Below are 26,472 nucleotides of genomic sequence, written 5' to 3'. Positions count from 1 at the left end.
GACACGGCACCCCCGGCCTTGTGCAGGCGCCCGCCTCGCGTTGTGATCACCGGCGGGGGACGGCCCGCGCCGGAGCTCGGTCGCCGGAGTTCGGTCGGCGGGGCTCGGGCGGCGGAGGACAGGCGGCGCACGGGTGGGGCGGCGTAGCATCGGAGATGAGGCAGCGCACCACCACGAGGAGGTGTCGTACATGCCCGAGGTTCTCGGAATTGGGCACATCACCCTGACCGTGAGCGACGTGAAGCGCAGCGCGGAGTTCTACAACCGGGTGCTGGACACGCAGACGGTTCTCGACGTGGAGGACGAATACGGACCATTCGTGGTCGACGCCTCCCCGTCGTTCGTCCTGGGCTTCCGCAAGCACGAGGCGACGAGCCAGGCGGACGTGTTCGCCCCGTCGCGCGTCGGGCTCGACCACTGCGGGTTCCATGTCGCCGACCGGGGCCAGTTGGAGGCTTGGGAGGCCCGGCTCGACGAGCAGGGAGTGTCGCACTCCGGCATCGTCGAGGACCCGTACGGACTCCATCTCAGCTTCAAGGATCCGGACAACATCGCTCTGGAGTTCTTCTGCCCGCCCGAACAGGGCTGATTCAGAAGCGACTCGACTCGGAAGCGCCTCGACTCGCCTTGCCTCACCTCCCGAAGCAGCCGCTCGGCCGAGCAGGACGGAATCGCGCCGGGGCCGGAACCCAACGGTTCTGGCCCCGGGCGACCGGGTGGAGATGGTCGGCGCGTCGTTGCGCTCAGTAGCTGACGGTGACGGCCTCGGACGCACCGGACTCGGTGCCGTCCGTGTAGAGGACGCTGACGCGGTAGCACACCGTGGTGGCGGTCGGCATGCTGGTGTCGTACCAGCTGATGTCGCCGCTGCCGTTGGGCTCTGTTCCGATCAGCTCGAACGACTCCGTCTGCGGGTTCCAGCGGCGGATCTTGTAGCCGGAGACCTTGCTCCCGTCCTCCTCCACGGACAGCCACCACGACAGCCGGCCGCTGCGGTCGGCGCCGAGGTGGCCCAGCGGAGCGCCCGTCGCGGCCGGCGCGGTCGGGCGGAGGTCCAGCTCGGTGGCATCGGCGACGGTCGCGCCGGTGTCCGGGGTGAGCTGGTTGCCGTACTGGTCGATGGCCACGACGCTGTAGCGCACCTTCTGCCCGTCAGCGGGCACGGCGTCGTGGAACGTCGTCCCGGTGATCTCCCAGGGCTTGAGGTGCCAGGAGTCGATCACCGGCGCGTACGTCCACTGACCATCCGCAAGGGTGCCGCGCAGCACGCGATAGTGGTCGAGGCCGGGCTCCTTGCTTGCGTCCCAGGAGAGGGTGACGCCGTTCTCCTTCGGGACGGCGGTCACTCCGGTGAGCGCGGCCGGCGCGGTCGTGTTGCCGGCGACGCTGACGGCCACCTCGTTGGACACGGGGCCGCCGTTTCCTGCGTGGTCCACGGCGACCACCCAGTAGTAGTACGTGGCGCCGGCCGGCGGGGCCGCGTCGGTGAAGGAGGTGCCCTTCACTCCCTTGCCGACGTCCTCACGCGGGGCCTTGGCGTCGCGCGGCTTGAGCGAGCGGAAGACCGAGTAGCCCGCGAAGTCGTCGCTGGTCCGCTCCGAGGCGTCCCAGGTCAGCGTGACGCCCGCCTCGCTTTCCGTGGCCCGCGCGTTGTGGGCGGTGTCGACCGGGCCGGTCAGGTCGCGGGTGTAGTACATCGCCTTGTGCGAGGCCACCGACTCGTTGCCGTGCGTGTCGACGGCGGTGACGACGTAGTAATAGACGTCGCCGGTCTGCGGCAGGGGCCCGGTGTAGCCGCCGGACGACAACGTGTCGCCGGTCATCCGGTTCTCGGCGGTGAGGGCGACCGTTGAGGACGTCGAGCGGTACACGCGGTAGCCGGCGAGGTCGGGCTCCGTGTTGCCGTCCCAGTAGAGGGTGATCTCGTCCGGGTATTCCATGGTCCAGTTGTCCTCGACGCCTTTCGGGGCGGCGGGGGCGGTGCGGTCGACGGTGGTGACCCCGAGGTCGGCGGTGCCCGAGGAGGCGTTGCCGGCCTTGTCGTAGGCGCGGACCTCGTAGTAGTAGACGTTGCCGTCCTTCGGGACGGCCGTGTCGGTGTACGAGGTGGACGTCGTCGTCGCGATCGGCGTCGCGGGGTAGGAGGCGCCCTTCAGCCGCCGGTACACGCGGTACCCGGCGAGGTCCATCTCCACGTTCTTGGCCCAGCTGACCTTCGTGGACGTGGCCGCCGTGCTGTAGGTGACGGTGGTCCCGGCCGGGACGAGCGGCTTGACCGTGTCGACCGTCGCCGAAGTGCGGGGCGCGTAGCCGAACTTGACGTTGGCGGCGCCGGTCCAGTTGACGAAGTCGATGCGGAGGCTGTGCTTGCCCGACGGAATCGTGACGTTGACGGTCTTGGAGACGGTGGTGGAGACGTTCTTCCACAGGTCGACCTTGCGGACGCCGTCGAGGTAGACGCGGATGCCGTCGCGGGAGGAAGCAGTGAACGTGAAGGGCCCGCCGGAGCCGAAGTCGCGGGTCACGGCCCAGCGGACACCGAAGTTGTCGGCGGGCATGCCGCTGGTGCGCGGAGCGCCGGTGCCCCAGTTCTCGTCGATCGCGGAGTCACAGTCCGTGGCCTTGGGGGTCCCCGAGAAGGCGGTGTTCGCGTAGAACGTCCGCTTGAAGACGGGCGACGCGCAGGTCACGGCGGCGGAGGCGGGAGCGGCCGCACTGAGCAGGCCGCCCGCGGTGGCGAGCACGACGGCGCTGGCGGTGGCGACCGTTGTGCCTCTGGGTCGGTTCATGCGTTCCTTCGGTCTTGATCGTTTACGGCAGGATGTGACAGCCGCCGATCAAGACTCGCGAAGAACCCACATGGTTGTAGCCCAGCACGTCACCTTGCGGGCGGCTCAGGGGCCGGGCGCGCAGCAGGTCGTAAGAGCGGGTGTGGCCGCAGGCCGCGGGGTTACCGGCGGGCCCAGCGCAAGGCGACCGATGATCAAGCGTCCGGCACGGATCTGGCAGGGCGTGCCTGAGCTGGTCCAGACAACAAAGAAGCCCCGGGCTCGTGGCCTGGGGCTCTTGCGTGGAGCGGGTGACGAGAATCGAACTCGCGCTCTGAGCTTGGGAAGCTCATGTTCTACCATTAAACTACACCCGCGCGGCGGGCCGTTGGCTGGCTCCGCGTCGTCCCACAGTGTACCTCAGTCCCCGCCCCGGTGTGCGCTGCGGGGGTTTTCGTGGTGTCGGGTGGGCGTACCTTTGAGGGCGGAGTGCCGCCTGGAGTGGCGTCCCGTTCATCCCCTAATGTGGCCTTCTCGTCCACGCTTTGTTGGGGAAGGGACTTGATGGACTTGATGGAGCCCACCGTCGTCCGCTGTGCCGAGGGGCACGTGTTCAGCACCACATCGTTCCCGTTGCAGCAGCTCGGCGCCGGCCGGATCGGGCCGGGCCGGCTCATCCGCTGTCCGCGCTGTGCACGGCTTCGGCATGCCGTGCCGGTGGTGCTGGAGCAGCGCTAGCGGTCGGCCGGAGGCCGGTGAGCGGCCGGTCGGCGGTACGGAGTGAGAGGCGCGCGGGGTCGTCCGATTGGGGCGGGCCCGCGCGCTCTGCGTATCCTCGGGGCGTGCTTCTCTCAGACAAGGACATCCGGGCCGAGATCGACGCCGGACGCGTGCGTATTGATCCGTACGACGAATCCATGGTGCAGCCCTCGAGCATCGACGTGCGGCTCGACCGCTACTTCCGGGTGTTCGAGAACCACCGCTACCCCCACATCGACCCGGCCGTGGAGCAGGCGGACCTGACGCGCGAGGTCGAGCCGGAGGGGGACGAGGCGTTCATCCTGCACCCCGGTGAGTTCGTACTGGCCTCGACGTACGAGAAGATCACGCTGCCGGACAACCTCGCGTCGCGGCTGGAGGGCAAGAGCTCCCTCGGGCGGCTCGGGCTCGTCACCCATTCGACCGCCGGGTTCATCGACCCCGGGTTCTCCGGGCACGTCACCCTTGAGCTCTCGAATCTGGCCACCCTGCCGATCAAGCTCTGGCCGGGCATGAAGATCGGGCAGCTGTGCATGTTCCAGCTGAGCTCGCCCACGGAGTTCCCGTACGGTTCCGAGCGGTACGGGTCGCGTTACCAAGGGCAGCGCGGGCCGACGGCCTCGCGGTCCTTCCTCAATTTCCATCGGACGCAGGTGTGATGCCGGGTATGGGTGCATGGGTATGAGTGCTGTACGGGAAAATCTGACGTACGAGGGGTTCGGCGTCGCCGTGCGCGAGCTCGCGCAGAGCATCGCCGACGACGGGTACGAGCCCGACATCGTGCTGAGCATCGCGCGCGGCGGGGTCTTCGTCGCCGGCGGCCTGGCGTACGCGCTCGACGTGAAGAACATCCACCTGGTGAACGTCGAGTTCTACACCGGGGTCGGGACGACCCTCGAAATGCCGGTCATGCTGGCGCCGGTGCCGGACGCGATCGACTTCAGCAACAAGAAGGTGCTGATCACGGACGACGTCGCCGACACCGGCAAGACGCTCAAGCTCGTCCACGACTTCTGCCTCGATCATGTGGCGGAGGTCCGCAGCGCGGTCGTCTACGAGAAGTCCCACTCGCTCGTGAAGTGCGAGTACGTGTGGAAGCGCACCGACGAGTGGATCAACTTCCCGTGGAGTGTGCAGAAGCCCGTCGTGCGGCGCACCGGGCAGGTCCTGGACGCGTAGCCCCACGGTGATGTGAGAAGGCCCCGGCGCGTCGTCGCGCCGGGGCCCTTTTCGGTTCGTCGTGCCGTTCCTCAGATGGTGCCCAGCTTGATCAGTGACAGCAGCGCCACCAGCTGGATCGCGGACGCGCCGAGGGCCTTCTGCCACGGCAGGTCGTGCGACTTGCTCACCATCGAGGTGAACAGGGCCGCCGCGCCCAGCCAGGTCACCCAGCCGAGCACCTGGACCAGCGCGTTCTCGCCGCCCAGGAACATCGCGAAGACCAGGCGCGGGGCGTCCGTCATCGACATGATCAGCATCGAGAGGCCGACGGTCGGCTGCCAGGAGCCGTCACCGCCGAGCTGGCGGGCCAGGGTGTGCGTCACCGCGCCCAGGATCAGGCCGCAGATGATCACCGCGATGCCGGTGGTCAGGACGTACGGGATGGCGCTCGTCAGGGTCGCGTTGATGGCCTCTTCGCGCGCCTTGTCGAAGCCGAAGATCGCGAGCAGCCCGTAGAGGAACGTGACGACCAGGGCGGGTCCCCACACCGGGTAGTCGCGCATCTGCCAGAACGTCGGGCCGGGGCGCAGCACGATGCCGCTCAGCAGCTGCTTCCAGTGCAGGCGCGGGCCCGCGGGCGGGGCGGCGGTGTTGCCGGCGTGGTAGGTGCTGCCGTCGCCGTACGGGTCCTCGCCGATGCTGAAGGCCGTGGTGTGACCCGGGTTGTTGGGGTTCCCGCGGGAGTTGTCGCCGTGCGGGTACTGGCCGCCTCCCCCGGGGGCCGACCCGCCTCCGTAGCCGCCCCGGGACTGGCCCTGGTGCGCGTGTGGGTCCGGGTCGCCGAAGTATTCGGGCTCGCCGTGCTGTCCGCCGTACTGCGGTGCCTGCGGCCACTGCTGCTGGCCGTACGGGGGCTGAGGCGATGACGCCTGCTGCCCGTACGGCTGTTGCTGCCGTTGCTGCTGCTGTTGCCGCTGCGGTTGTTGTTGCGGGGTGCGGTTGTCCCGGCCGCGTCCGATCCTGAATCCAGCCACGTAATCGAACGTACCTGGTCCGGATGCGCCGTATGCCGGGCCTGCCGCAACAGGCCCGGCTTTGCGGCCGAGCTGTGACATCCCCTAGGGGGTCCCTGACGGGTTGTCGCCGGGTTCGTCAGCCGGAGATGTTCGCGCCCAGCCGCGGTGTGCCCGCCGTCGAGATGCCGGCGGCGGTCAGCCCGATGCCCCTGCCCGCCGTCGAGATCTTCGTGCCGTCGGAGCGGAACGCCACGACGTAACCGTCCTGCGCGTTCTCCCACGGCACGCCGACCGTCAGGTCCGCCTTGCCGTCGCCGGTCGTGTCGGAGAGGAAGACCTCGCCGCCGAAGCCGTCGAGCTTCTCGCTCGCGCCGGGGACGCCGGGGGTGTCCTGCTCGATCGCCTGGGCGCCCGAGGTGGAGAAGCCGCTCGGGGTGCCGTACATGACCGTGACCATGCCGGTGTCGGCCACGCCGCCGATGTCCTCGTTGGCGGCGCCGACGGCCAGGTCCTGGAGGCCGTCGCCGTTGATGTCGCCCAGGGAGAGCTCCCAGCCGAACCCGTCGCCGGTCTCCGAGCTGCCCGGAACGCCGGGGCTGTCCTGGGTGATGGTGTCCTTGCCCCCGGTCGGGCCGCCCGCCGTGCCGTAGACGACCTGGACCGCGCCGCCCTTCGCGACGCCTCCGTCGGTGTCCCACGAGTTGCCGACGACGATGTCACCGAAGCTGTCGCCGTTGGTGTCGCCGATGTCGGTGATGATGCCAGCCGGGAGCTTCCTGGCGCCGGTCGTGGTGATGCCGGAGGAGCTGCCCGGCAGGTAGTAGTTGGCGTTGTACGACCACTCGCCGGTGGCGTCGCCCTCGTAACCGTCGACGACCAGGTCGGTGCGGCCGTCGTTGTTCACGTTGCCCGCGGTGACGTTGAAGATGTCGTGGCCCTCGACCGCGAGGACCGGGGTGGTGAGGGTGTAACGGCCGCCGGTGGTGCCGGACTTGCTGATACCGCCGCGGAAGACGTCGATCCTGTTGTTGTCGGCGGTGACGGCCAGGTCCGGCTTGCCGTCCCCGTTGAAGTCGCCCGCGGCCATGACCGAGCCGAAGTGGTCGTGCTTGGTGCTCGTCGGGTCCGCGACGGTCACGCCACCGGTCAGGCCGGTCGCGCTGCCGAACACGACGGTGACCGTGCCGCCGTCGACGTCCGAGCCGACGTCCTCGAAGCGCGCGCCGATGGCGAGGTCCGCGTAGCCGTCGCCGTTGAAGTCGGCGGTGGCGGTGTGGCCGCCGAAGGCGTCCCCCTTCTCGGCGGTGCCCGGGACGCCCGGGGTCTCCTGGGTGATCGTCTGGGTCTTCTGGGCGCCGGCGCCGGCCGGGGAGCCGTACAGGACGGTCAGGGCGCCCGCGCCGCTGTGGCCCTTGACGGTGGCGCCGGCCGCGGAGACCGCCAGGTCGCGGTAGCCGTCGCGGTTGAAGTCGCCCTGGAGGCCGGCGGTGGGCGCGGCGGCGGCCGCGCCGGCTCCGGCGACGAGCAGGCCGCCGGTGAGGGCGGCAGCGGTGGCGGTGGCGAGCGTGGTGCGAAGGCTTCTGTGCATGCGGAGCTCTCCTGCGGCATGCCGGGACGCGGGGGCGCGTCCGGGTCAGTGGGGTGCGATCACCCCGTGTGCCGGGAGGTGTCCTCCGGGGCACGGGTGGTCGGCGCACAGGAGACCGCCGGTGGGCCCGAAGGGTTGTACGGATCAGGGCTGCTGGGCGGAGAAAACCTCGGTGGAGAAGGTGAGCGCTCTCCCACCGGCGGCGGAATCGGACGAATGCAGCGTGATCGCGTCCATCGTCTCGCCCCGGTGCGTACGCACCACCGTGTCCGGCTTCTTGTCACCGTCGAAGTCGGCGTGCCGCAGGACGGCCGTCGTGGACGTCTCCTCACCGGCCGCGAGGGCGGCCGGCCGCGCCGTCACCGCCTTGAAGGTGTACGCACCGCCCGGCCGCCCGGGGCCCGCCGGACCGCCGAGCAGCAGCGTCGCCCGTGCGGCCGTCCCCGGCTCGTGCGGGCGGGTGGCGGAGACCAGGTCGTCGTAACCGTCGCCGTTGACGTCGGGCGCGAGGTCGGGGGAGGCGAGCACGGGTCCGGCGCTCGGGATGGCGCTCCCGGCGGCGCGCGGGGCTCCGGCGCGCGTGAAGGGGCCGCGCAGGTGGCTGAGGCGGCCGCCGCTCGCCGTCACCGCCAGGTCGTTGCTGCCGTCGCCGTCGAAGTCGCCGCAGACGGGGTGGCCGGGCCATTCCCTGCCGAACCGGGCGCCGTCGGGGATGCGGAGCTTGACCGCCTTGCCGGTGAGGCCGTTCGCGGAGCCGAAGAGGATCTGGAGCGGTACGGGCGGTGCCCCGGTGCCGTTGTACGGCGGGTCCGTGGTGACCACCAGGTCGGCGAAACCGTCCTTGTCGAGGTCGCAGGCCGCCTCGGCGTCGAAGGCCGCGGGGAGGACGCCCTCGGTGCGGGCCGCGTTGCGGGCGGGCGTGAGGAGCTGGCGTACGGAGGGGTCGAGGGACCGCGGGGGCTCGGAGCCGTACACGATGCCGATGCCGGCGTCGTCGCCCAGGCGGTCCTCGGGGCCCTTGACCAGGTCGTTGAGCACGAGGTCGCGGTGGCCGTCGCCGTTGAAGTCCTCGGCGACGCGGCTGCCCCTGCCGTGCGGTACGGGGCGTACGGGCGCGGCGGCCTTCTTCACCGTCGCGGTGGGCGAGGAGTCCGCCTTGGCGCCCGGTGTCGGGGAGCCCCCGTCGGCGGAGGCGCCGCAGCCCGTCAGTAATACGGCGCAGCCCACTGCTGCCCCGGCCAGCCTTCTTCGCACGACCCACCCCACCCGTATCACCGGTTCCAGATGGCACATGATGCTCGTTTTTGACCACTGCGGTAAGCCGTGCGTACGAAATGCGCCCGGAACTGCAAGCCGTGCGCAACAAAGCGGCCGGACCTGCCCCCGAGGCAGATCCGGCCGCTTCCTGGTACCGCGTACGCGCTACTTCACCGGCTCCGGTTCCGGAGCGTCCTCGGTCTCGGCCTCGCCCGCGGGCTCGGCCGGCGTCTTCACCGAGTCCAGCAGCAACTGGGCCACGTCCACGACCTGGAGCGATTCCTTCGCCTTGCCGTCGTTCTTCTTGCCGTTCACCGAGTCGGTGAGCATGACGAGGCAGAAGGGGCAGGCGGTGGAGACGATGTCCGGGTTGAGGGACAGGGCCTCGTCGACGCGCTCGGTGTTGATGCGCTTGCCGATGCGCTCCTCCATCCACATGCGCGCGCCGCCGGCGCCGCAGCAGAAACCGCGCTCCTTGTGACGGTGCATCTCCTGCTGGCGCAGGCCCGGGACGGCCGACATGATCTCGCGCGGCGGCGTGTAGACCTTGTTGTGGCGGCCCAGGTAGCACGGGTCGTGGTACGTGATGAGGCCCTCGACCGGGGTCACCGGGATCAGCTTGCCCTCGTCGATGAGGTGCTGGAGCAGCTGCGTGTGGTGGATGACCTCGAACTCGCCGCCGAGCTGCGGGTACTCGTTGGCGATGGTGTTGAAGCAGTGCGGGCAGGTGGCGACGATCTTCTTGGCCGACTTGGGCTTCTTCGTCGACTCGTCCTCGTCGTCCTCGCCGTACGCCATGTTCAGCATCGCGACGTTCTCCTGGCCGAGCTGCTGGAACAGCGGCTCATTGCCCAGACGGCGGGCGGAGTCACCGGTGCACTTCTCGTCGCCGCCCATGATCGCGAACTTGACGCCCGCGATGTGCAGCAGCTCCGCGAAGGCCCTCGTGGTCTTCTTCGCCCGGTCCTCCAGGGCGCCGGCGCAGCCGACCCAGTAGAGGTACTCGACCTCGGACAGGTCCTCGATGTCCTTGCCGACGATCGGGACCTCGAAGTCGACTTCCTTCGTCCACTCGACGCGCTGCTTCTTGGCGAGACCCCAGGGGTTGCCCTTCTTCTCCAGGTTCTTGAGCATCGTGCCGGCCTCCGACGGGAAGGCGGACTCGATCATCACCTGGTAGCGGCGCATGTCGACGATGTGGTCGATGTGCTCGATGTCGACCGGGCACTGCTCGACGCAGGCGCCGCACGTGGTGCAGGACCACAGGACGTCCGGGTCGATGACGCCGTTCTCCTCCAGCGTCCCGATCAGCGGACGCTCGGCCTCCGCGAGAGCCGACGCGGGAACGTCCTTCAGCTGCTCCTCGGTGGCCTTCTCGTCGCCCTCCATGGTCTTGCCGCCGCCCGCGAGCAGGTACGGCGCCTTGGCGTGGGCGTGGTCGCGCAGCGACATGATCAGCAGCTTCGGGGACAGCGGCTTGCCCGTGTTCCAGGCGGGGCACTGCGACTGGCAGCGACCGCACTCGGTGCACGTGGAGAAGTCGAGGATGCCCTTCCAGCTGAACTGCTCGACCTGGCTGACGCCGAACACCGCGTCCTCGGCCGGGTCCTCCCAGTCGATCTCCTTGCCGCCGGACGTCATCGGCTGGAGCGCGCCCAGGGCGGTGGAGCCGTCGTCCTCGCGCTTGAACCAGATGTTCGGGAAGCCGAGGAAGCGGTGCCACGCGACACCCATGTTGGTGTTCAGCGAGACGGTGATCATCCAGATCAGCGAGGTGCCGATCTTGATCATCGCGGTGAAGTAGATCAGCGTCTGGAGCGTGGAGACGCTCAGCCCGTCGAAGGCGAGGACGAGCGGGTACGACACGAAGTACGCGGCGTCGTAGCCGTCCACGTGGTGGATCGCGCCTTCGAGGCCGCGCAGCACCAGGATCGCGAGGCCGATCGTCAGGATGATGTACTCGACGAAGTACGCCTGCCATGCCTTCGAGCCGGCGAACCGCGACTTGCGCCCGGCCCGCGAGGGCAGGTTGAGCAGGCGGATCGCCATCAGGACGACGATGCCCACCACCGTCATCAGACCGATGAACTCGATGTACATCTCGAACGGCAGGAAGCCGCCGATGACGGGCAGCACCCAGTCGGCCTGGAAGAGCTGGCCGTACGCCTGGGCGAGGGTCGGCGGCAGCGTCAGGAAGCCGATCGCGACGAACCAGTGCGCGACGCCGACGATGCCCCACCGGTTCATCCGGCTGTGGCCGAGGAATTCCTTGGCCAGGGTGATCGTGCGCTGTTTCGGGTTGCCTGTGCGGCTGCCCGCGGGGACGGGCTGGCCCAGCTTGACGAACCGGTAGATCTGCGCGACGGCTCGGGCGATGAGCGCAACGCCGACCACGGTCAGGACCAGCGACACGATGATCGCGGCGAGTTGCATTTTGGGGGCTCCTCGGGCCTGCGAGGGTGAGAAATTCTGGGGGACGGCTGAGCAGCGGTGGGACGGGATTACTAAGCGGTAACTTATTCAGTCCGTGCTGAGCGTACCCATTTATGCCGCCGCACTGTAGTTGCGTCGGCGGTGATCTGTGTCGCGTAAGGCTTCCCTCAGCCCCGCGGTCCCCCGGCGGCGAGGGCCGCGGGCACGGTGCGGGCCAGGATGGCCAGGTCGAGCCCCAGCCAGTGCTGCTCGATGTAGTGCGTATCCAGTACGTCCATCTCCTCCCACGGCAGCTCCGAGCGCCCGCCGACCTGCCACAGCCCGGTGATGCCCGGCCGCACCACCAGTCTCGCCCGAGTCGCCGACGGATGGCCCGGAGGCAGCGGGCACGGCCCGACCAGGGACATCTCGCCGCGCAGGACGTGGATCAGCCGCGGCAGTACGTCCAGACGCGTCCGGCGCAGCAGCCGGCCGACGGGGGTGCGGGGGTCGGTGCGGACCGTCACCATGCGGAAGGGGCGGCCGTGCAGCCCGGCCCGGGTCGTCCCCGTGAATACCGGGCCCGGCGACGTTACGGCCGCGGCCAGGGCGGTGAGGAGCAGGAGCGGGGCGGTGAGCGGCAGCAGGGCGGACGTGACCGCCAGGTCGAAGATGCGCTTCGCGAGCATGGAGCGTACCTTTTCATGCCTTTAGTCCGTATACGGTGGTCCGCTGGACGCTGGCGTGCCGTGCCCATGCCCAAAAGGGCCGCATAAGAGTTGCGTCCCCTCGACTCAGGTCTGTTGACGCGGGTGGATCCGTCATGCATCCTTGAGTCTGTTCCACTCAAGTCAGCTGGAGGAATCGAAATGGCACGTGCGGTCGGCATCGACCTGGGCACCACTAACTCCGTCGTCAGCGTTCTGGAGGGCGGCGAGCCCACCGTCATCACCAACGCCGAAGGCGCCAGGACCACGCCGTCCGTCGTCGCTTTCGCGAAGAACGGTGAAGTGCTGGTAGGCGAGGTTGCCAAGCGCCAGGCAGTCACCAACGTCGACAGGACGATCCGGTCGGTCAAGCGCCACATGGGCACCGACTGGAACATCGAGCTCGACGGCAAGAAGTTCAACCCGCAGCAGATGAGCGCCTTCATCCTGCAGAAGCTGAAGCGCGACGCCGAGGCGTACCTGGGTGAGAAGGTGGCCGACGCGGTCATCACCGTCCCCGCGTACTTCAACGACTCCGAGCGTCAGGCGACGAAGGAGGCCGGCGAGATCGCGGGCCTCAACGTCCTGCGCATCGTCAACGAGCCGACCGCCGCCGCCCTGGCGTACGGCCTCGACAAGGACGACCAGACCATCCTCGTCTTCGACCTCGGCGGCGGCACCTTCGACGTGTCGCTGCTGGAGATCGGTGACGGCGTCGTCGAGGTGAAGGCCACCAACGGTGACAACCACCTCGGTGGTGACGACTGGGACCAGCGCGTCGTCGACTACCTGGTGAAGCAGTTCCACTCCGGCCACGGTGTGGACCTCTCCAAGGACAAGATGGCGCTCCAGCGTCTGCGCGAGGCGGCCGAGAAGGCCAAGATCGAGCTGTCCTCCTCCACCGAGACCTCGATCAACCTGCCGTACATCACGGCGTCGGCCGAGGGCCCGCTGCACCTGGACGAGAAGCTCACGCGCTCGCAGTTCCAGCAGCTGACCGCCGACCTCCTGGACCGCTGCAAGACGCCGTTCCACAACGTCATCAAGGACGCGGGCATCCAGCTCTCCGAGATCGACCACGTCGTTCTCGTCGGTGGCTCGACCCGTATGCCGGCCGTCGCCGAGCTCGTCAAGGAGCTCACGGGCGGCCAGGACGCCAACAAGGGTGTGAACCCGGACGAGGTCGTCGCCATCGGCGCCTCGCTCCAGGCCGGTGTCCTCAAGGGTGAGGTCAAGGACGTCCTGCTCCTCGACGTCACGCCCCTGTCTCTCGGTATCGAGACCAAGGGCGGCATCATGACGAAGCTCATCGAGCGCAACACCACGATCCCGACCAAGCGCTCCGAGATCTTCACGACGGCTGAGGACAACCAGCCGTCCGTGCAGATCCAGGTCTACCAGGGCGAGCGCGAGATCGCGGCGTACAACAAGAAGCTCGGCATGTTCGAGCTGACCGGTCTGCCGCCGGCCCCGCGCGGTGTCCCGCAGATCGAGGTCGCCTTCGACATCGACGCCAACGGCATCATGCACGTCGCCGCGAAGGACCTCGGCACGGGCAAGGAGCAGAAGATGACCGTCACCGGTGGCTCCTCGCTGCCGAAGGACGAGGTCAACCGGATGCGCGAAGAGGCCGAGAAGTACGCGGACGAGGACCACAAGCGCCGCGAGGCCGCCGAGACCCGCAACCAGGCCGAGCAGCTCGTCTACCAGACGGAGAAGTTCCTCAAGGACAACGAGGACAAGGTCCCGGGTGACGTGAAGACCGAGGTCGAGACCGCCATCACCGAGCTGAAGGAAAAGCTCGCGGGTGAGGACACGGCCGAGATCCGCACGGCGACGGAGAAGGTCGCGGCCGTCTCCCAGAAGCTCGGCCAGGCCATGTACGCCAACGCCGAGGGCGCCCAGGCCGCGGGCGGCGACGCTCCCGGCGCCGAGCAGGCCAAGGCGGACGACGACGTCGTCGACGCCGAGATCGTCGACGACGAGAAGGACGCCGGCCGGCAGGGAGGCGCCGCATGACGGAGGAGACTCCGGGCTTCGAGGAGAAGCCCGACGTCCCTTCCGGCGCCACTCCCGAAGACGCCGAACCGCAGGCCGCCGCGCCCGAAAAGGCAGGGACCGACTCCGTCGAGGAGTCGGGCCCGGCGGCCCCGGCCGGGGACGTACAGGACGTAGCTCTGACCGCGCAGCTGGACCAGGTACGCATGGCGCTCAACGAGCGCACCGCGGACCTCCAGCGGTTGCAGGCTGAGTACCAGAACTACCGTCGCCGCGTGGAGCGGGACCGGGTCACGGTCAAGGAGATCGCCGTCGCGAACCTGCTGACCGAACTCCTCCCGACCCTCGACGACATCGGTCGCGCGCGTGAGCACGGCGAGCTGGTGGGCGGGTTCAAGTCGGTGGCCGAATCGCTGGAGACGGTCGCCGCCAAGATGGGCTTGCAGCAGTTCGGCAAGGAGGGCGAGCCCTTCGACCCGACGATCCACGAGGCGCTGATGCACTCGTACGCGCCGGATGTCGACGAGACCACGTGCGTCGCGATCCTCCAGCCCGGATACCGGATCGGCGAGCGGACCATCCGTCCCGCGCGGGTCGCGGTGGCCGAGCCCCAGCCCGGTGCCACGTCCGCCAAGGCGGACGAGCCCGAGGCCAAGGCTCCGGACGAGGAGAGCGGTGGCCCGGACGAGGGCTGACGTGACCAGGAGCAGTACACGTAGCGGCAGGAAGGAGGGACGTCGGGGATGAGCACGAAGGACTTCGTCGAGAAGGACTACTACAAGGTTCTCGGCGTCCCGAAGGACGCCACCGAGGCCGAGATCAAGAAGGCGTACCGGAAGCTCGCCCGCGAGTTCCACCCGGACGCCAACAAGGGCGACGGCAAGGCGGAGGACCGCTTCAAGGAGATCTCCGAGGCGAACGACGTCCTCGGCGACCCCAAGCGGCGCAAGGAGTACGACGAAGCGCGTGCTCTGTTCGGGAACGGCGCCCTGTACAACAGGCAGGGTCGTCCGGGCCCGGGCGCCGGTGGCGGCACCTTCAACTTCGACCTGGGCGACCTCTTCGGAGGCGCCCAGGGCGGGGCCCAGACCGGCGGTGCCGGCGGGTTCGGCGGCGGCCTCGGGGACGTGTTCGGGGGCCTGTTCAACCGGGGCGCCGGCCCGGGTGCGCGTACGGGTACGCAGCCGCGCCGCGGTCAGGACATCGAGTCCGAGGTGACGCTCAGCTTCACCGAGGCGGTCGACGGGGCCACGGTCCCGTTGCGGATGTCCAGCCAGGCCCCCTGCAAGGCGTGCTCCGGCACCGGCGACAAGAACGGCACACCGCGGGTGTGCCCGACCTGCGTCGGTACGGGACAGGTCTCGCGCGGCGGCGGTGGCGGCTTCTCGCTCACCGACCCGTGCGTCGACTGCCGGGGCCGCGGGCTCATCGCCCAGGACCCCTGCGAGGTGTGCAAGGGCAGCGGCCGCGCCAAGTCGTCGCGCACCATGCAGGTCCGGATCCCGGCGGGCGTCTCCGACGGCCAGCGGATCCGGCTGCGCGGCAAGGGCAGTCCCGGTGAACGGGGCGGTCCGGCCGGTGACCTGTACGTCGTGGTCCACGTGGACGCCCACCCGGTCTTCGGCCGCAAGGGCGACAACCTCACCGTCACCGTGCCCGTCACCTTCGTGGAGGCGGCGCTCGGCGGCGAGGTGAAGGTCCCGACACTGGGCGGCCCGCCGGTCACCCTCAAGCTGCCGGCCGGCACACCCAACGGCCGCACCATGCGCGCCCGCGGCAAGGGCGCGGTCCGCAAGGACGGCACCCGCGGCGACCTGTTGGTCACCGTGGAGGTCGAGGTGCCCAAGGACCTTGACGACAAGGCCCGGGAGGCGCTGGAGTCCTACCGTGAGGCGACCGCCGGGGAGGACCCGCGGGCGGAGCTGTTCCAGGCCGCGAAGGGAGCATGAGATGGACCCACGCATGCGTCGTAACCCGTACCAGCTGACCGACGAGACGCCTGTGTACGTCATCTCGGTCGCGGCCCAGCTCTCCGGCCTGCACCCGCAGACCCTGCGGCAGTACGACCGCCTCGGCCTGGTCTCCCCGGACCGCACGGCCGGGCGCGGCCGGCGCTACTCGGCCCGCGACATCCAACTGCTGCGCCAAGTGCAGCAGTTGTCGCAGGACGAGGGCATCAACCTGGCCGGCATCAAGCGCATCATCGAGCTGGAGAACCAGGTGACCGCGCTCCAGCAGCGCGTGGCCGAACTCTCGACGGCGGTGGAGGGCGCGGCGGCGGCGTTGCAGCAGCGCGAGGCCCAGGTGCACGCGTCGTACCGGCGCGACCTCGTCCGCTACGAGGACGTGCAGCAGGCCAGCGCACTGGTGGTCTGGCGGCCCAAGCCCAAGAGGACGGCGGAGTAGCTCCGTTCAGCACGCGAAGGCCCGGCATCCCGTGAGTGGGGTGCCGGGCCTTCGCCGTGGGCGGGTTCAGCCGACCTTGAACGTGAGTGTGGTGGACAGGCCCCGGCTGCCGTACGCGCCCCGCGACCACACCTCCAGGGTGTAGTAGCCGTTCAAGGGCGGCGTCCAGGTGACCGCGGAGTCCGCCCCCGTGACGTTCTGGTAACCGGTCTCCTCGGGGCCGCGGATGTGCCACGTGTACCCGCCGACCGTGCCCTCCTCCGAGGCGTTGGGGCGCATCGTGACGGTCAGCGGGATGTCGCGGCCGCCGTGCGGACCGCAGTCGTTGGCGGTGCACTCGGTGTACGGAGCGGAGAGCTTCACCTGTGGGGCGAGGGTCGCCAGGTGCCAGGCCGGCGCGATGCGGTCCACGGTGACCTCGGCGGAAGGTGCCGACTCCTGCCCTTCGTCGTTCACGTGAGTGACGTAGTAGTACGACACACCGGTGGGTGCCGTCTCGTCACGGAATTCCGCCGACTTGGTCACCGACGTGGTGAGCCTGGTCCAGGCCCCGGTGGGAGTGCTCCGGCGGTAGACGTGATGCCCGAGGGCGAAGTCCGCACGGGTCCATCCGAGCCGGGTCGAGAAGTCGCTCGGGGTCGCCGTCAGGGCGGTCGGCGGGGCGAACTGCGCCGGGGCCGGCCTGGTGACCGGTCCGGCGGTGGCTGCGGGCGCGACGTTCCCGTACACGTCGACCGCGCGCACCTCGTACTGGAAGGCGACGCCTGCTTCCGCCCGGGCATCGGTGTAGGAGTCGCCCAGCACGGTCTCCGGGCCGTCCGGGTCGCTCTGGCCGGCCGGAGCCGCCCAGACCTCGTACTGGTGGGTGTCGTCCGCGTTGGCCGTCCAGCGCAGGACATTGCCGGCGGTGGTGCCGTCGGCCGTCAGGCCCGTCACCTGTGCGGGCGGGGTGGTGTCGGGCTCGCCCGTGTCCGCCGCCGCGGACTGCGCGGACTCGTTGCCTGCGGCGTCGAGTGCGCTCACGCGGTAGTACCAGCGCCGGTGGATGTCGGCGGTGGTGTCGCGGTACGCGGCGTCGGTCAGGTCCCCGCCGACGCGGGTGAACGGACCGGCCGCGCTCTGCGACCGGAACACGCGGTACGTGGTGGCTCCGCCGACGGGCGACCAGCCGAGCGTCACGCTGCCGGGGCCGACCTTCGCGGTCAGTCCGGTGGGTGCCGCGGTCGCGGTCCTGTCGGCGGTGGTGACGGGCATGTCGGTGGTGCCCACCGACTCCCGGCCGGCCTTGTCGACCGCGCGCACCTCGTAGAAGTACACGGCTCCGGTGGCGGCCGGGGTGTTGGTGTACGACGTGGTGGTGACCGGCGTGCTGTTCAGCCGCGTGTAGGTGCTGCTGCCCTTCGCGCGGCGGTAGACCCGGTACCCGGCGAGGTCCATCTCCGGGCTCCTGGACCAGGTGACGGTCGCCCTGAGGGTGGAGGCGCTGTACGCCGCCGTCGCGCCGAGCGGGGCGAGAGGCGCGACCTTGTCGACGTCGGCCGAAGTACGGGGCGTGTACGCGAACTTGACGTTCGCCTCACCGGTCCAGGCGGCGAAGTCGACGCGCAGGGTGTGCTTCCCCCGGGGAACGGTGAGGTTGACGGTCTTCTTCTGCGTCGTGGAGACGTTCTTCCAGACGTCGACCTTGCGCACTCCGTCGAGGTAGACGCGGATGCCGTCGCGCACCTCGGCACTGAAGGCGAACGGACCGCCGGAACCGAAGTCGCGGGTCACGGTCCAGCGGACGCCGAAGTTGTCCCTGGGGAGAGTGACGCCGGCCGGGTCGCCGGTGCCGTAATTCTCGTTGATCGCGGTGTCGCAGGCGGTGTGCTTGGGCGTACCGGAGAAAGACGTGTTCGCGTAGAACTGCGCCTTCCACACCGGCGGGGCGCACGTGACCGCGGCATGGGCGGTGGCGGGCAGGCTGAGGCCGGCAACGGCCGCGCCGAAGGCGGCGGCGGTCGCGCAGGCAGCGCGCAGGCGCTGGTTCATGGAAGTCGGGGTCGCTCTCGGTCCGGTCTGAGGGGGCACCAGGAGTGTGGGGGGAGCTCCGGGCGTGATCATGTCACGGCCCCGGCGCCCCGGCAACGCACTCCGGCGCCCGGCAGCGCACTCCCGGCGCCCCGTCAACGGCACCCGCGCCCGGACTCCCGCACCCGCGTCACGGGTGCGGGAGTCCGGGCGACGCCACTGCGCCTACGGGAGCGGGGGTGCGTCGGGCGTCGGAGTGGCCGAGACTTCCGCCGACAGGGGGGCTTCGCCGCCCGTCGCGTCGACGGCGGCGACCGCGTAGTAGTACGTCGTCCCGTTGGTCACGTCCGTGTCCCTGAACTCGTTGTCGGTGGTCAGGGGCAGGGCGGTCGCGTTCTCCTTCGTGACGCCCGGCCGGGTCGCGCGGTAGACGCGGTAGCCGGTGATCGCGGGGGCGCCCTCGTCGGCGTCCACGTGGTCCCAGACGAACCACACCATCCCGTCGTGGCCCGACACGTCGTAGATCCGGGTCGCGGCGGGCGGCTGGTGGGCCTGGTAGACGGGCTTGAAGGAGCCGGAGGCGGGGGAGGCCACGCCGTACCGCGTGACGGCCACGACCGCGTAGAAGTGGTCGCGTTCGCCGGCCGGGATGTCGTCGGCCGTGAGGGCGGGCGTCTGGGTGACGCGGTAGGGCTGCGCGTCGGGGCCGGTGGGGACGGGGCTCGTCGCGCTCCGGTAGACGCGGTACTCGGTGACCGGGACGTACGGACCGGCGGCCCACGTCAGCTCCAGGCGGGCGCCGGTGAGCGTGCCGGTCAGTTCCCGGGGCGCCGTGGGCACGGCGTCGGGGCCGACCGCGCGGGTGCCGTACACCCACTGGGTCTTCGCCGATTCGTTGCCCGCCGCGTCGACGGCGGCGACGCGGTAGCGGAAGCGCTGCCCCGCCTGGCCGGTGGTGTCCTGGAGGGTGAGGGCCTCGGTGGTGCCGACCCTCGTCTCCACGTCGAGGTCCTCGGGGGCGCGGTAGACGTGGTACGCCGTGGTGTCCGCGGCCGCGCCGCTCTGCCAGGTCAGCGTGACGCCCTTGTCGTCCTCGGCGGTGACGGCGGGCGCGGTGGGCGGCGGGGGCGGGGTCGTGTCCGGACGGGCGACGGCGACGTGGGCGGCGTACGGAGAGGCGTTGGCGGCCGCGTCGAGTGCCTTCACCGTGTACTTGTACGAGGTCACCGCCGGGTCGAGGGCCGTGTCGGCGTACGCCGGAGTCTCCACCGTGGCGATCCGCGTGTAGTCGCGGGAGTCGCCGGCCGCGCGGTACACGTCGTACTTCACCGCGTCCGTGACCGGCTGCCAGGTCAGGGAGTTGGCGGGGCCCTCGGGCTTCCCCGCCAGGCCGGTGGGGGCGGCCGGCGGTGTCGCGTCGACGGTGGTCACGGGCATGTCGACGCTGCCGGGGCCCTCGCGGCCCGCCTTGTCGACCGCGCGGACCTCGTAGTACCAGACCTCGCCGGTCGCGGGCGGGACGCCGGTGTACGTCGTGCCGGTCTGGTGGGCGGCGCCCGTGACGTCGAGGTACGTGCTGCTGCCCTTGAGGCGGCGGAAGACCCGGTATCCGGCCAGGTCCATCTCCGCGTTGGGCGCCCAGGTGACCGTCGCCCTGCGGGTCGCCGTGTCGTACGTCGTCCTCGCGCCCGTGGGGGCGAGCGGCGGCGTGGTGTCCACGTCCGGGGACGTGCGCGGCGCGTAGGCGAAGCTGACGCTCGCGGAGCCGGTGAAGGCGGCGTAGTCGACGCGCAGGGTGTGGGTGCCCTGGGGGATCGTGACGTTGACGGTCCTCTTCTGGACGGTGGTCACGTCCTGCCACAGGTCGATCCTGCGGACCCCGTCGACGTACACCCGGACGCCGTCGAGAGCCTCGGCGGTCAGCGAGAACGGTCCGCCGGAGCCGAAGTCCCGGGTCAGGGACCAGCGGACACCGAAGTTGTCGCTGGGCAGGGTGACGCCGGCCGGGTCGCCGGTGCCGTAGTTCTCGCTGATGGCGGCGTCGCAGACGGTCGCGGCGGGGGTTCCGGCGAAAGTGGTGTTGGGGAAGAACTGCGCCTGCCACTGCGGCGAGGCGCAGGCGGCGGCGGAGGCGGGGCTGGCGGTGAGGGCGTACACCGTCGCGGTGGCCGTCAGCAGCGCGGTGGCCGCGGCGGTGGCACGGAGGGCGGCTCGGGAATCCACGTACACGGCTGGGCAGCTCTTTCTGTCGAGGAAGAGGAGTCACAGACGTGGGGGGAAGGACGCTGACTGTACCGGTGGTGGTGGTGCGTAACTACTGGTTCTTCGAGCCAAGTTGCGGCAGCGCGGGACCAGGGGTGTCGACGATGCCGGACTGGACGAGGAGCGCCCCGAGGTGGGTGCGGCCGGAGGCGTTGAGCGCCTGGGTGAGCTTGGCGATGTGGGAGCGGCAGGTCCGTACGCTGATGCCCATCCTGCGGGCGACGACCTCGTCGGTGTTCCCCTCGACGAGCAGGCGCGCGATGCCGCGCTGCACGGCGGTGACGGGGGTGTCCGGGGACACCAGGGGCAGGAGCTCGGCAATGGGGGTGGCCTGCGCCCACAGCACTTCGTAGACCTGTACGAAGTAGGTGACGAGGGCGGGGTGCCGGATTTCGAGGGCGACGTCGCGCTGGCGGGTGGCGGGGATGAACGCGACCTCACGGTCGAGGATGATGAGACGGTCGCATGTCTGTTCCATCGTGCGCACCTGCACCTGGCCGGGGGTGAAGTGCTCCAGGTAGTCCCTGACGTGCGGGCTGTAGCGCGCCGAATGCTGGTAGATGTGCCGGATGCTGATCCCCCGTTCGATGGCCGACAGGGCCTGGCGCAGTGCCGGCCCCAGCACTTGGGGCGACCGTGTGCTGCCCGGCTGAAGCGTCAGGAACTCCCTTGTGGCGGCGCTGGTCGCCTGGGCGAGGGCGGATTGGATCAGCGGCATTCCTTCGAGCACGGTGATGGCGAGGTTGGGGTCGTCGCTGGCCACGGCCGTCAGCGGCGTGAGCGTCTCGGTCAGCGCGGTCGTGAGCCGTACGCGTTCGTGGATCTCCCGCGTGATCGGCTGGAGCAGGTGCGCCAGCGCGGCGGACGGCGGCACGGGTTGCAGCCACGCGGCGTCCTGTGGGTCGGGGCGGACCAGAGCCATGTCGATGAGGCACGGAGCGGGCGTCAGGTCGGAGCGGGCGATCCGGCCCTTGCGGAGTGCCTCGGTGTAGAGCTGGACGGCCGGCTCGCACAGCTCCCGGGGGCCGTGCGGATGCGCCGGTATGTCCGTGTCTTCGCCCATCTGGAATCCCCCCGCTTTTTGCAGTGCAACAAGATGACGGTGGCGAAATCGTAGCCAGACGAGGAGTGTTGGCGTGGTCAGTGATCCTGATCGAGGATGCCGGACTGGGCGATGAGGTACCCAAGCTGCGCCCGGCTGCCGCTGCCGAGCGCCGTGTTCAGTTTGGCGATGTGCGCCCGGCAGGTCCGTACGTTCATGCCGAGACGGCGGGCGATGGAGTCGTCGACGTGTCCCTCGACGAGCAGTTGGGCGATGGACCGCTGAACGCCGCTGATCCCCTTGGGGACCGGGTCGTACTGCACTTCCTCCAGCAGAGGGGCCGCGCGGCTCCAGAGCTGTTCGAAGACCTTGACCAGGTACTCGACCAGTCCGGGGTGGCGGAGCTCCAGGGCTACCTGGCGGTCGTCGCGGGCGGGGATGAAGGCGACCGTCCGGTCGAAGATGATCAGGCGCTCGATGAGCTCTTCGAGCGTACGGATCTCCACCTTGCCCTCGGCAAGACGCTCCGCATAGGCGAATGTGCCCTGGCTGTGCCGGACGGTGTGCTGGTAGAGGGTGCGCATGCTGACACCGCGGTCGACCACGGACAGGCCGCGTTCCAGCCCTTCGCTCAGACGGTCCTCGCTCCGGCCGCCGCCGGGCTGGACGGTGAGGACCTCGGTGTGGCACTCGGCGGTGGCGAGGTCGAGTGCGGCGTTGATCCGGTTGACGCCCTCCAGGACCGTGATCGCGTGGGTGGTCGGCGGGTCCTGGGCGCTGATGTCCATGAAAGGCTCGAAAGACTCGGCCAGTTCGACCGAGTGCCGCCTCCGCTCCTGGATCTCCCGCTCGATCGGATGGAGACGCTGGGCCAGTGCGGCGGACGGCGGAACAGGCCGAAGCCAGTCGGCGTCGTCCGGGTCGGGGTGCAGGAGCGCGAAGTCCATCAGGCAGGGCGCCGGCTCCACTTCGGCGCGGGCTATGCGTCCGGAGCGCAGTGCGCTGGCGTAAAGGCGCCTCCCCTCGTCGCACAGTTCGGTGATCCCATGAGGATGTGCCTGTTTCGTGTTACTTGTGGTCATTCCTCCACCCCCCAGGTTCCTGAACATGCAGGAACATGATGCATCGACCCGGTGGTGTTCGAGTGCTCAGGTGAGACATCGTCGTATGGCGGGGAAGATGAATCCACAAGTGAGGACGAAGCCGACTATGTATAAGCGAATGCTTCGCTCGGTGCTTGCCGCTACTTTTGTCGCGGCCTTGGCCTATGGCGCGCTGGGCGGCGATGACATCAGCTGGAACACCGAGGCATCCGCGCCCGGTGACATCAGCTGGGGCACCGAGGCGGCGTCCGCGCCCGGTGACATCAGCTGGGGCGTCGCGCCGGCCCACGCAGACGCATGACCGTTCCACCGGACGACCGCACCTTCAGGCGCGAAATGGCCACCGCCTACCGCTCGGGCTGGCACTTCATCGACCTGGTCACGGCCATCCCCCACCGTGGCGACTCGGTGATGGTCACCCTGTTCGGCGAGCCGATCCTGGTGGCTCGCGAAGAGGATGAGGACGTCCGTGCCTACCGGTGCCTCCGCAAGCCCCGGGGCGCCCCGAAACCCGTTCGCTGTGCCGTGCGCTACGGCATGGTGTTCGTCAATCTCGATCAGCGCGACCACCAACTGATCGAACCGGAAACCAGCACCGCCACCCCCCGCAGCGCCTGACGCGATTCCCCCGTCGTTCCCAATCGCCCAGGCGCTCCCCCACACAGCGGCGCCATCGTGGACCTGAACACGATGGCGCCGTTGTGCTGCCCGGATTCGGATCGGACGGCCCTGATGCGGCTCCGACCGGACGGCCCGACGCGGCGCGCGATCAGGCCGTCATGGCCGTCGTGGCGGCCGGGGCGCGGCCCATCGCCCGGTCCAGGGTGATCTCGATCAGCACGCGGTCCGGGTTCGGCGCCGGTGTGCGCTCGTACCGCTCGGCGTAGCGGCGTACCGCCTCCGCGATCAGCTCCGGTTCCGTACGGACGACCGCGCGCCCTTCCAGCGTCGCCCAGTAGCCGCCCTTCACCTGGCAGACGGCGACCCGCGCGCCCTCCGGTCCGGCGGCCAGCACGTTGGCGACCTTCGTACTGCCCTTGTTGGTGATGACGCGGGCGAGCCCCGCTTCGGGGTCGTACGTCACGCCGACCGGCACGACGTGCGGCGTGTCGTCCGGGCGCGGGGTTGTGAGGGTGCACAGGTGGTACTCGCGCCAGAAGGCGAGGTACTCGGGGCTTGGATTCCGTACGTCGAGGTCATTGGCCATGGCGCCAGCGTAGTCCGGCTACCGCTTCCCGCCTTGAGTGGAATAGACTCAACTTTGCGTATGCTTGATAAGTCATAGCTGACGAGAAGCACCGCCCGCCGAGGAGGAGAGAGCGCAGTGGACGCAGAGCTGACCAACAAGAGCCGGGACGCCATCCAGGCGGCGAGCAGTCGCGCCGTCAAGGACGGACATGCGGACCTCACGCCCGCGCATCTGCTGCTGGCCCTGCTCTCGGGTGAGGACAACACCAACATCATCGACCTGCTGGCCGCCGTCGAGGCGGACCAGGCGGCCGTACGCGCCGGAACCGAGCGCGTGCTCGCCGCACTGCCCAGCGTGACCGGAGCCACCGTCGCGCCGCCCCAGCCGAACCGCGAGATGCTGGCGGTGATCGCCGACGCCTCGCAGCGGGCGAAGGAGCTGGGCGACGAATACCTGTCCACGGAGCACCTGCTCATCGGCATCGCCGCCAAGGGCGGCAAGGCCGGGGACGTACTGTCCGGGGAAGGCGCGAGTGCCGGGAAACTGCTGGACACCTTCGAGAAGATCAGGGGAGGACGCCGGGTGACCACACCGGACCCGGAGGGCCAGTACAAGGCCCTGGAGAAGTTCGGCACCGACTTCACGGCCGCCGCGCGCGAAGGCAAGCTCGACCCGGTCATCGGGCGGGACCAGGAGATCCGGCGCGTCGTGCAGGTCCTGTCGCGGCGCACGAAGAACAACCCCGTGCTGATCGGTGAGCCGGGTGTCGGCAAGACGGCCGTCGTCGAAGGGCTCGCCCAGCGCATCGTCAAGGGCGACGTGCCGGAGTCGCTCAAGAACAAGCGGCTGGTCGCGCTCGACCTCGGCGCGATGGTCGCCGGCGCGAAGTACCGCGGCGAGTTCGAGGAGCGGCTGAAGACCGTCCTCTCCGAGATCAAGGAGAGCGACGGCCAGATCATCACCTTCATCGACGAGCTGCACACCGTCGTCGGCACCGGCGCCGGCGGCGATTCCGCCATGGACGCCGGCAACATGCTCAAGCCGATGCTGGCCCGCGGCGAGCTGCGCATGGTCGGCGCGACGACCCTCGACGAGTACCGGGAGCGGATCGAGAAGGACCCCGCCCTGGAGCGCCGCTTCCAGCAGGTGCTGGTCGCGGAGCCGACCGTCGAGGACACCATCGCGATCCTGCGCGGACTCAAGGGCCGGTACGAGGCCCACCACAAGGTGCAGATCGCGGACTCCGCGCTGGTGGCGGCCGCGGCCCTGTCCGACCGGTACATCACCTCCCGGTTCCTCCCCGACAAGGCCATCGACCTCGTCGACGAGGCCGCGTCGCGGCTGCGGATGGAGATCGACTCCTCGCCGCTGGAGATCGACGAACTCCAGCGCGCCGTCGACCGGCTGAAGATGGAGGAGCTGGCGCTCAAGAACGAGTCCGACCCGGCGAGCAAGCAGCGGCTGGACAAGCTCCGCCGCGACCTCGCCGACAAGGAGGAGGAGCTGCGCGGCCTCAACGCCCGCTGGGAGAAGGAGAAGGAGGGCCTCAACCGCGTCGGTGAGCTGAAGGAGCGGCTCGACGACCTGCGCGGCCAGGCCGAGCGCGCCCAGCGCGACGGCGACTTCGACACCGCCTCCAAGCTGCTGTACGGCGAGATCCCCGGCCTCGAGCGCGAGCTGGAGGAGGCCGCGGCCGCCGAGGCGGAGGCCCGTACCGACACCATGGTCAAGGAGGAGGTCGGACCCGACGACATCGCCGACGTGGTGGGCTCCTGGACCGGCATCCCCGCCGGGCGCCTGCTGGAGGGCGAGACGCAGAAGCTGCTCCGCATGGAGGACGAGCTCGGCAAGCGGCTGATCGGACAGCACCAGGCGGTGCGCGCGGTCTCGGACGCGGTACGCCGCACCCGTGCGGGCATCGCCGACCCCGACCGGCCGACCGGCTCGTTCCTCTTCCTCGGCCCGACCGGTGTCGGCAAGACCGAGCTGGCCAAGGCGCTCGCGGACTTCCTGTTCGACGACGAGCGCGCCATGGTCCGCATCGACATGAGCGAGTACGGCGAGAAGCACAGCGTCGCGCGGCTGGTCGGCGCGCCTCCCGGTTACGTCGGCTACGAGGAGGGCGGCCAGCTCACGGAGGCGGTCCGCCGCCGCCCGTACAGCGTCGTACTCCTCGACGAGGTCGAGAAGGCGCACCCCGAGGTCTTCGACATCCTGCTCCAGGTCCTCGACGACGGCCGGCTGACCGACGGGCAGGGCCGCACGGTCGACTTCCGCAACACCATCCTCGTCCTGACGTCGAACCTCGGCAGCCAGTACCTGGTCGACCTGCTGACCAGCGCGGAGGAGAAGAAGGAGCAGGTCCTGGAGCTCGTGCGGACCTCGTTCAAGCCGGAGTTCCTCAACCGGCTCGACGACCTGGTCGTCTTCTCGGCCCTGTCCGCCGAGGAGCTGGCGCACATCGCGGAGCTCCAGATCGGCCGGCTGGCCAAGCGCCTCGCCGACCGCAGGCTCACCCTCGACGTCACCCCCGGGGCGCTGGCCTGGCTGGCGGACAAGGGCAACGATCCCGCGTACGGGGCCCGGCCGCTGCGCCGCCTGATCCAGACGGCGATCGGCGACCGGCTCGCCAAGGAGATCCTCGCCGGCGAGGTCACGGACGGGGACACGGTGAGGGTGGACCGGTCCGAGGACGGTCTGACGGTGGGCGCGGTGCGCTGAGCGGCACGGCGGCGGTTCGGCGCGGCGCTTTCAGCGCAGGGCGAAGGACCGCCGCCCGCTTTCGCGACTAGGG

The 26,472-nt window shown here is 69.9% G+C and carries 22 protein-coding genes and 1 tRNA gene; 11 read left to right on the top strand and 12 right to left on the bottom strand.

The genetic code is table 11. The features are described from left to right. Positions 1-190 precede the first annotated feature (190 nt). A complete protein-coding gene (locus AS594_RS16665; protein WP_069932731.1) occupies positions 191-589 on the top strand; it encodes a VOC family protein in 399 nt (132 codons plus the stop codon). 154 nt (positions 590-743) lie between these two features. On the opposite strand, the gene AS594_RS16660 is transcribed toward AS594_RS16665, so the two are convergent. Both AS594_RS16660 and AS594_RS16655 read right to left on the bottom strand, forming a co-directional pair. Beyond that, the gene (locus tag AS594_RS16660; RefSeq protein ID WP_069932732.1) at positions 744-2,789 is read right to left on the bottom strand and encodes a PA14 domain-containing protein; all 2,046 of its coding nucleotides are present in this window, start codon (positions 2,787-2,789) and stop codon (positions 744-746) included. A 282-nt stretch (positions 2,790-3,071) separates the two neighbouring features. Next, a tRNA-Gly gene (locus AS594_RS16655) sits at positions 3,072-3,145 on the bottom strand. Between the two features lie 187 nt (positions 3,146-3,332). Here AS594_RS16655 and AS594_RS44685 point away from each other — a divergent pair. The 3 genes from AS594_RS44685 to AS594_RS16645 all read left to right on the top strand — a co-directional run bounded on the left by AS594_RS44685 (position 3,333) and on the right by AS594_RS16645 (position 4,706). Beyond that, positions 3,333-3,506 carry a hypothetical protein gene (locus AS594_RS44685; protein WP_167368023.1) on the top strand — a complete coding sequence of 58 codons (174 nt, stop codon included), beginning with the start codon at positions 3,333-3,335 and terminating at the stop codon, positions 3,504-3,506. Between the two features lie 104 nt (positions 3,507-3,610). Beyond that, the gene (dcd, locus tag AS594_RS16650) at positions 3,611-4,186 is read left to right on the top strand and encodes a dCTP deaminase (RefSeq protein WP_069927801.1); all 576 of its coding nucleotides are present in this window, start codon (positions 3,611-3,613) and stop codon (positions 4,184-4,186) included. Between the two features lie 22 nt (positions 4,187-4,208). Continuing rightward, entirely contained in the window at positions 4,209-4,706 is a 498-nt protein-coding gene (locus AS594_RS16645; RefSeq protein ID WP_069927800.1) for a phosphoribosyltransferase, read from the top strand. Positions 4,707-4,777: 71 nt separating this feature from the next. Here AS594_RS16645 and AS594_RS16640 read toward each other — a convergent pair whose 3' ends face one another. From AS594_RS16640 to AS594_RS16620, 5 genes are all read right to left on the bottom strand, one after another. Continuing rightward, positions 4,778-5,722, bottom strand: a complete 945-nt coding sequence (locus AS594_RS16640) for a Yip1 family protein (protein ID WP_069932745.1) — start codon at positions 5,720-5,722, stop codon at positions 4,778-4,780. Between the two features lie 118 nt (positions 5,723-5,840). Then, positions 5,841-7,292 carry an FG-GAP and VCBS repeat-containing protein gene (locus AS594_RS16635; RefSeq protein ID WP_069932746.1) on the bottom strand — a complete coding sequence of 484 codons (1,452 nt, stop codon included), beginning with the start codon at positions 7,290-7,292 and terminating at the stop codon, positions 5,841-5,843. Positions 7,293-7,436: 144 nt separating this feature from the next. Further along, positions 7,437-8,585 (bottom strand): FG-GAP repeat domain-containing protein, encoded by a 1,149-nt coding sequence (locus AS594_RS16630; protein ID WP_069932747.1) that lies wholly within the window; start codon positions 8,583-8,585, stop codon positions 7,437-7,439. A gap of 129 nt (positions 8,586-8,714) precedes the next feature. Next, positions 8,715-10,982, bottom strand: a complete 2,268-nt coding sequence (locus AS594_RS16625; RefSeq protein WP_069932748.1) for a (Fe-S)-binding protein — start codon at positions 10,980-10,982, stop codon at positions 8,715-8,717. A 167-nt stretch (positions 10,983-11,149) separates the two neighbouring features. Then, positions 11,150-11,650, bottom strand: coding sequence for a sugar transferase (locus AS594_RS16620; RefSeq protein WP_069932749.1), 501 nt, complete (start codon positions 11,648-11,650; stop codon positions 11,150-11,152). A 180-nt stretch (positions 11,651-11,830) separates the two neighbouring features. On the opposite strand from AS594_RS16620, the gene dnaK reads away from it, so the two are divergent. Genes dnaK through AS594_RS16600 form a run of 4 tightly spaced genes read left to right on the top strand, consistent with a single transcriptional unit; the run spans position 11,831 to position 16,072 of the window. Next, complete coding sequence (gene dnaK / locus AS594_RS16615; protein WP_069927794.1) at positions 11,831-13,687, top strand: molecular chaperone DnaK; 1,857 nt, start codon at positions 11,831-11,833, stop codon at positions 13,685-13,687. Continuing rightward, positions 13,684-14,361: a nucleotide exchange factor GrpE gene (gene grpE, locus AS594_RS16610; protein WP_069927793.1), complete on the top strand. Its 678-nt coding sequence runs from the start codon at positions 13,684-13,686 to the stop codon at positions 14,359-14,361. The genes dnaK and grpE overlap by 4 nt, the downstream gene beginning before the upstream one ends. A 48-nt stretch (positions 14,362-14,409) precedes the next feature. After that, a complete protein-coding gene (dnaJ, locus tag AS594_RS16605) occupies positions 14,410-15,615 on the top strand; it encodes a molecular chaperone DnaJ (protein WP_069932750.1) in 1,206 nt (401 codons plus the stop codon). A 1-nt stretch (position 15,616) separates the two neighbouring features. Beyond that, on the top strand, positions 15,617-16,072 hold the full coding sequence (locus AS594_RS16600) for a heat shock protein transcriptional repressor HspR (RefSeq protein ID WP_069927791.1): 456 nt from the start codon (positions 15,617-15,619) through the stop codon (positions 16,070-16,072). 66 nt (positions 16,073-16,138) lie between these two features. Here the strand turns inward: AS594_RS16600 and AS594_RS44680 are convergent, their stop codons facing one another. From AS594_RS44680 to AS594_RS16580, 4 genes are all read right to left on the bottom strand, one after another. After that, a complete protein-coding gene (locus tag AS594_RS44680; protein WP_069932751.1) occupies positions 16,139-18,103 on the bottom strand; it encodes a fibronectin type III domain-containing protein in 1,965 nt (654 codons plus the stop codon). Positions 18,104-18,307: 204 nt separating this feature from the next. Further along, positions 18,308-20,311: a hypothetical protein gene (locus AS594_RS16590; RefSeq protein ID WP_069932752.1), complete on the bottom strand. Its 2,004-nt coding sequence runs from the start codon at positions 20,309-20,311 to the stop codon at positions 18,308-18,310. 85 nt (positions 20,312-20,396) lie between these two features. Further along, a complete protein-coding gene (locus AS594_RS16585; RefSeq protein WP_069935138.1) occupies positions 20,397-21,407 on the bottom strand; it encodes a LuxR C-terminal-related transcriptional regulator in 1,011 nt (336 codons plus the stop codon). 77 nt (positions 21,408-21,484) lie between these two features. After that, positions 21,485-22,468 (bottom strand): helix-turn-helix transcriptional regulator, encoded by a 984-nt coding sequence (locus AS594_RS16580; RefSeq protein WP_079144560.1) that lies wholly within the window; start codon positions 22,466-22,468, stop codon positions 21,485-21,487. Between the two features lie 178 nt (positions 22,469-22,646). Here AS594_RS16580 and AS594_RS16575 point away from each other — a divergent pair, with 178 nt between their 5' ends. Next, positions 22,647-22,790 carry a hypothetical protein gene (locus tag AS594_RS16575; protein WP_240509026.1) on the top strand — a complete coding sequence of 48 codons (144 nt, stop codon included), beginning with the start codon at positions 22,647-22,649 and terminating at the stop codon, positions 22,788-22,790. Then, positions 22,787-23,107 (top strand): Rieske (2Fe-2S) protein, encoded by a 321-nt coding sequence (locus AS594_RS16570; RefSeq protein ID WP_069932754.1) that lies wholly within the window; start codon positions 22,787-22,789, stop codon positions 23,105-23,107. The genes AS594_RS16575 and AS594_RS16570 overlap by 4 nt, the downstream gene beginning before the upstream one ends. A gap of 151 nt (positions 23,108-23,258) precedes the next feature. Here the strand turns inward: AS594_RS16570 and AS594_RS16565 are convergent, their stop codons facing one another. Beyond that, positions 23,259-23,696, bottom strand: coding sequence for a pyridoxamine 5'-phosphate oxidase family protein (locus tag AS594_RS16565; protein ID WP_069932755.1), 438 nt, complete (start codon positions 23,694-23,696; stop codon positions 23,259-23,261). Positions 23,697-23,813: 117 nt separating this feature from the next. Here AS594_RS16565 and clpB point away from each other — a divergent pair, with 117 nt between their 5' ends. Further along, on the top strand, positions 23,814-26,399 hold the full coding sequence (gene clpB / locus AS594_RS16560; protein WP_069935137.1) for an ATP-dependent chaperone ClpB: 2,586 nt from the start codon (positions 23,814-23,816) through the stop codon (positions 26,397-26,399). Positions 26,400-26,472: the final 73 nt, after the last annotated feature.

It is taken from the genome of Streptomyces agglomeratus (assembly GCF_001746415.1).
Taxonomy (GTDB): domain Bacteria; phylum Actinomycetota; class Actinomycetes; order Streptomycetales; family Streptomycetaceae; genus Streptomyces; species Streptomyces agglomeratus.
This window is presented reverse-complemented; position numbering and strand designations above follow the sequence as displayed.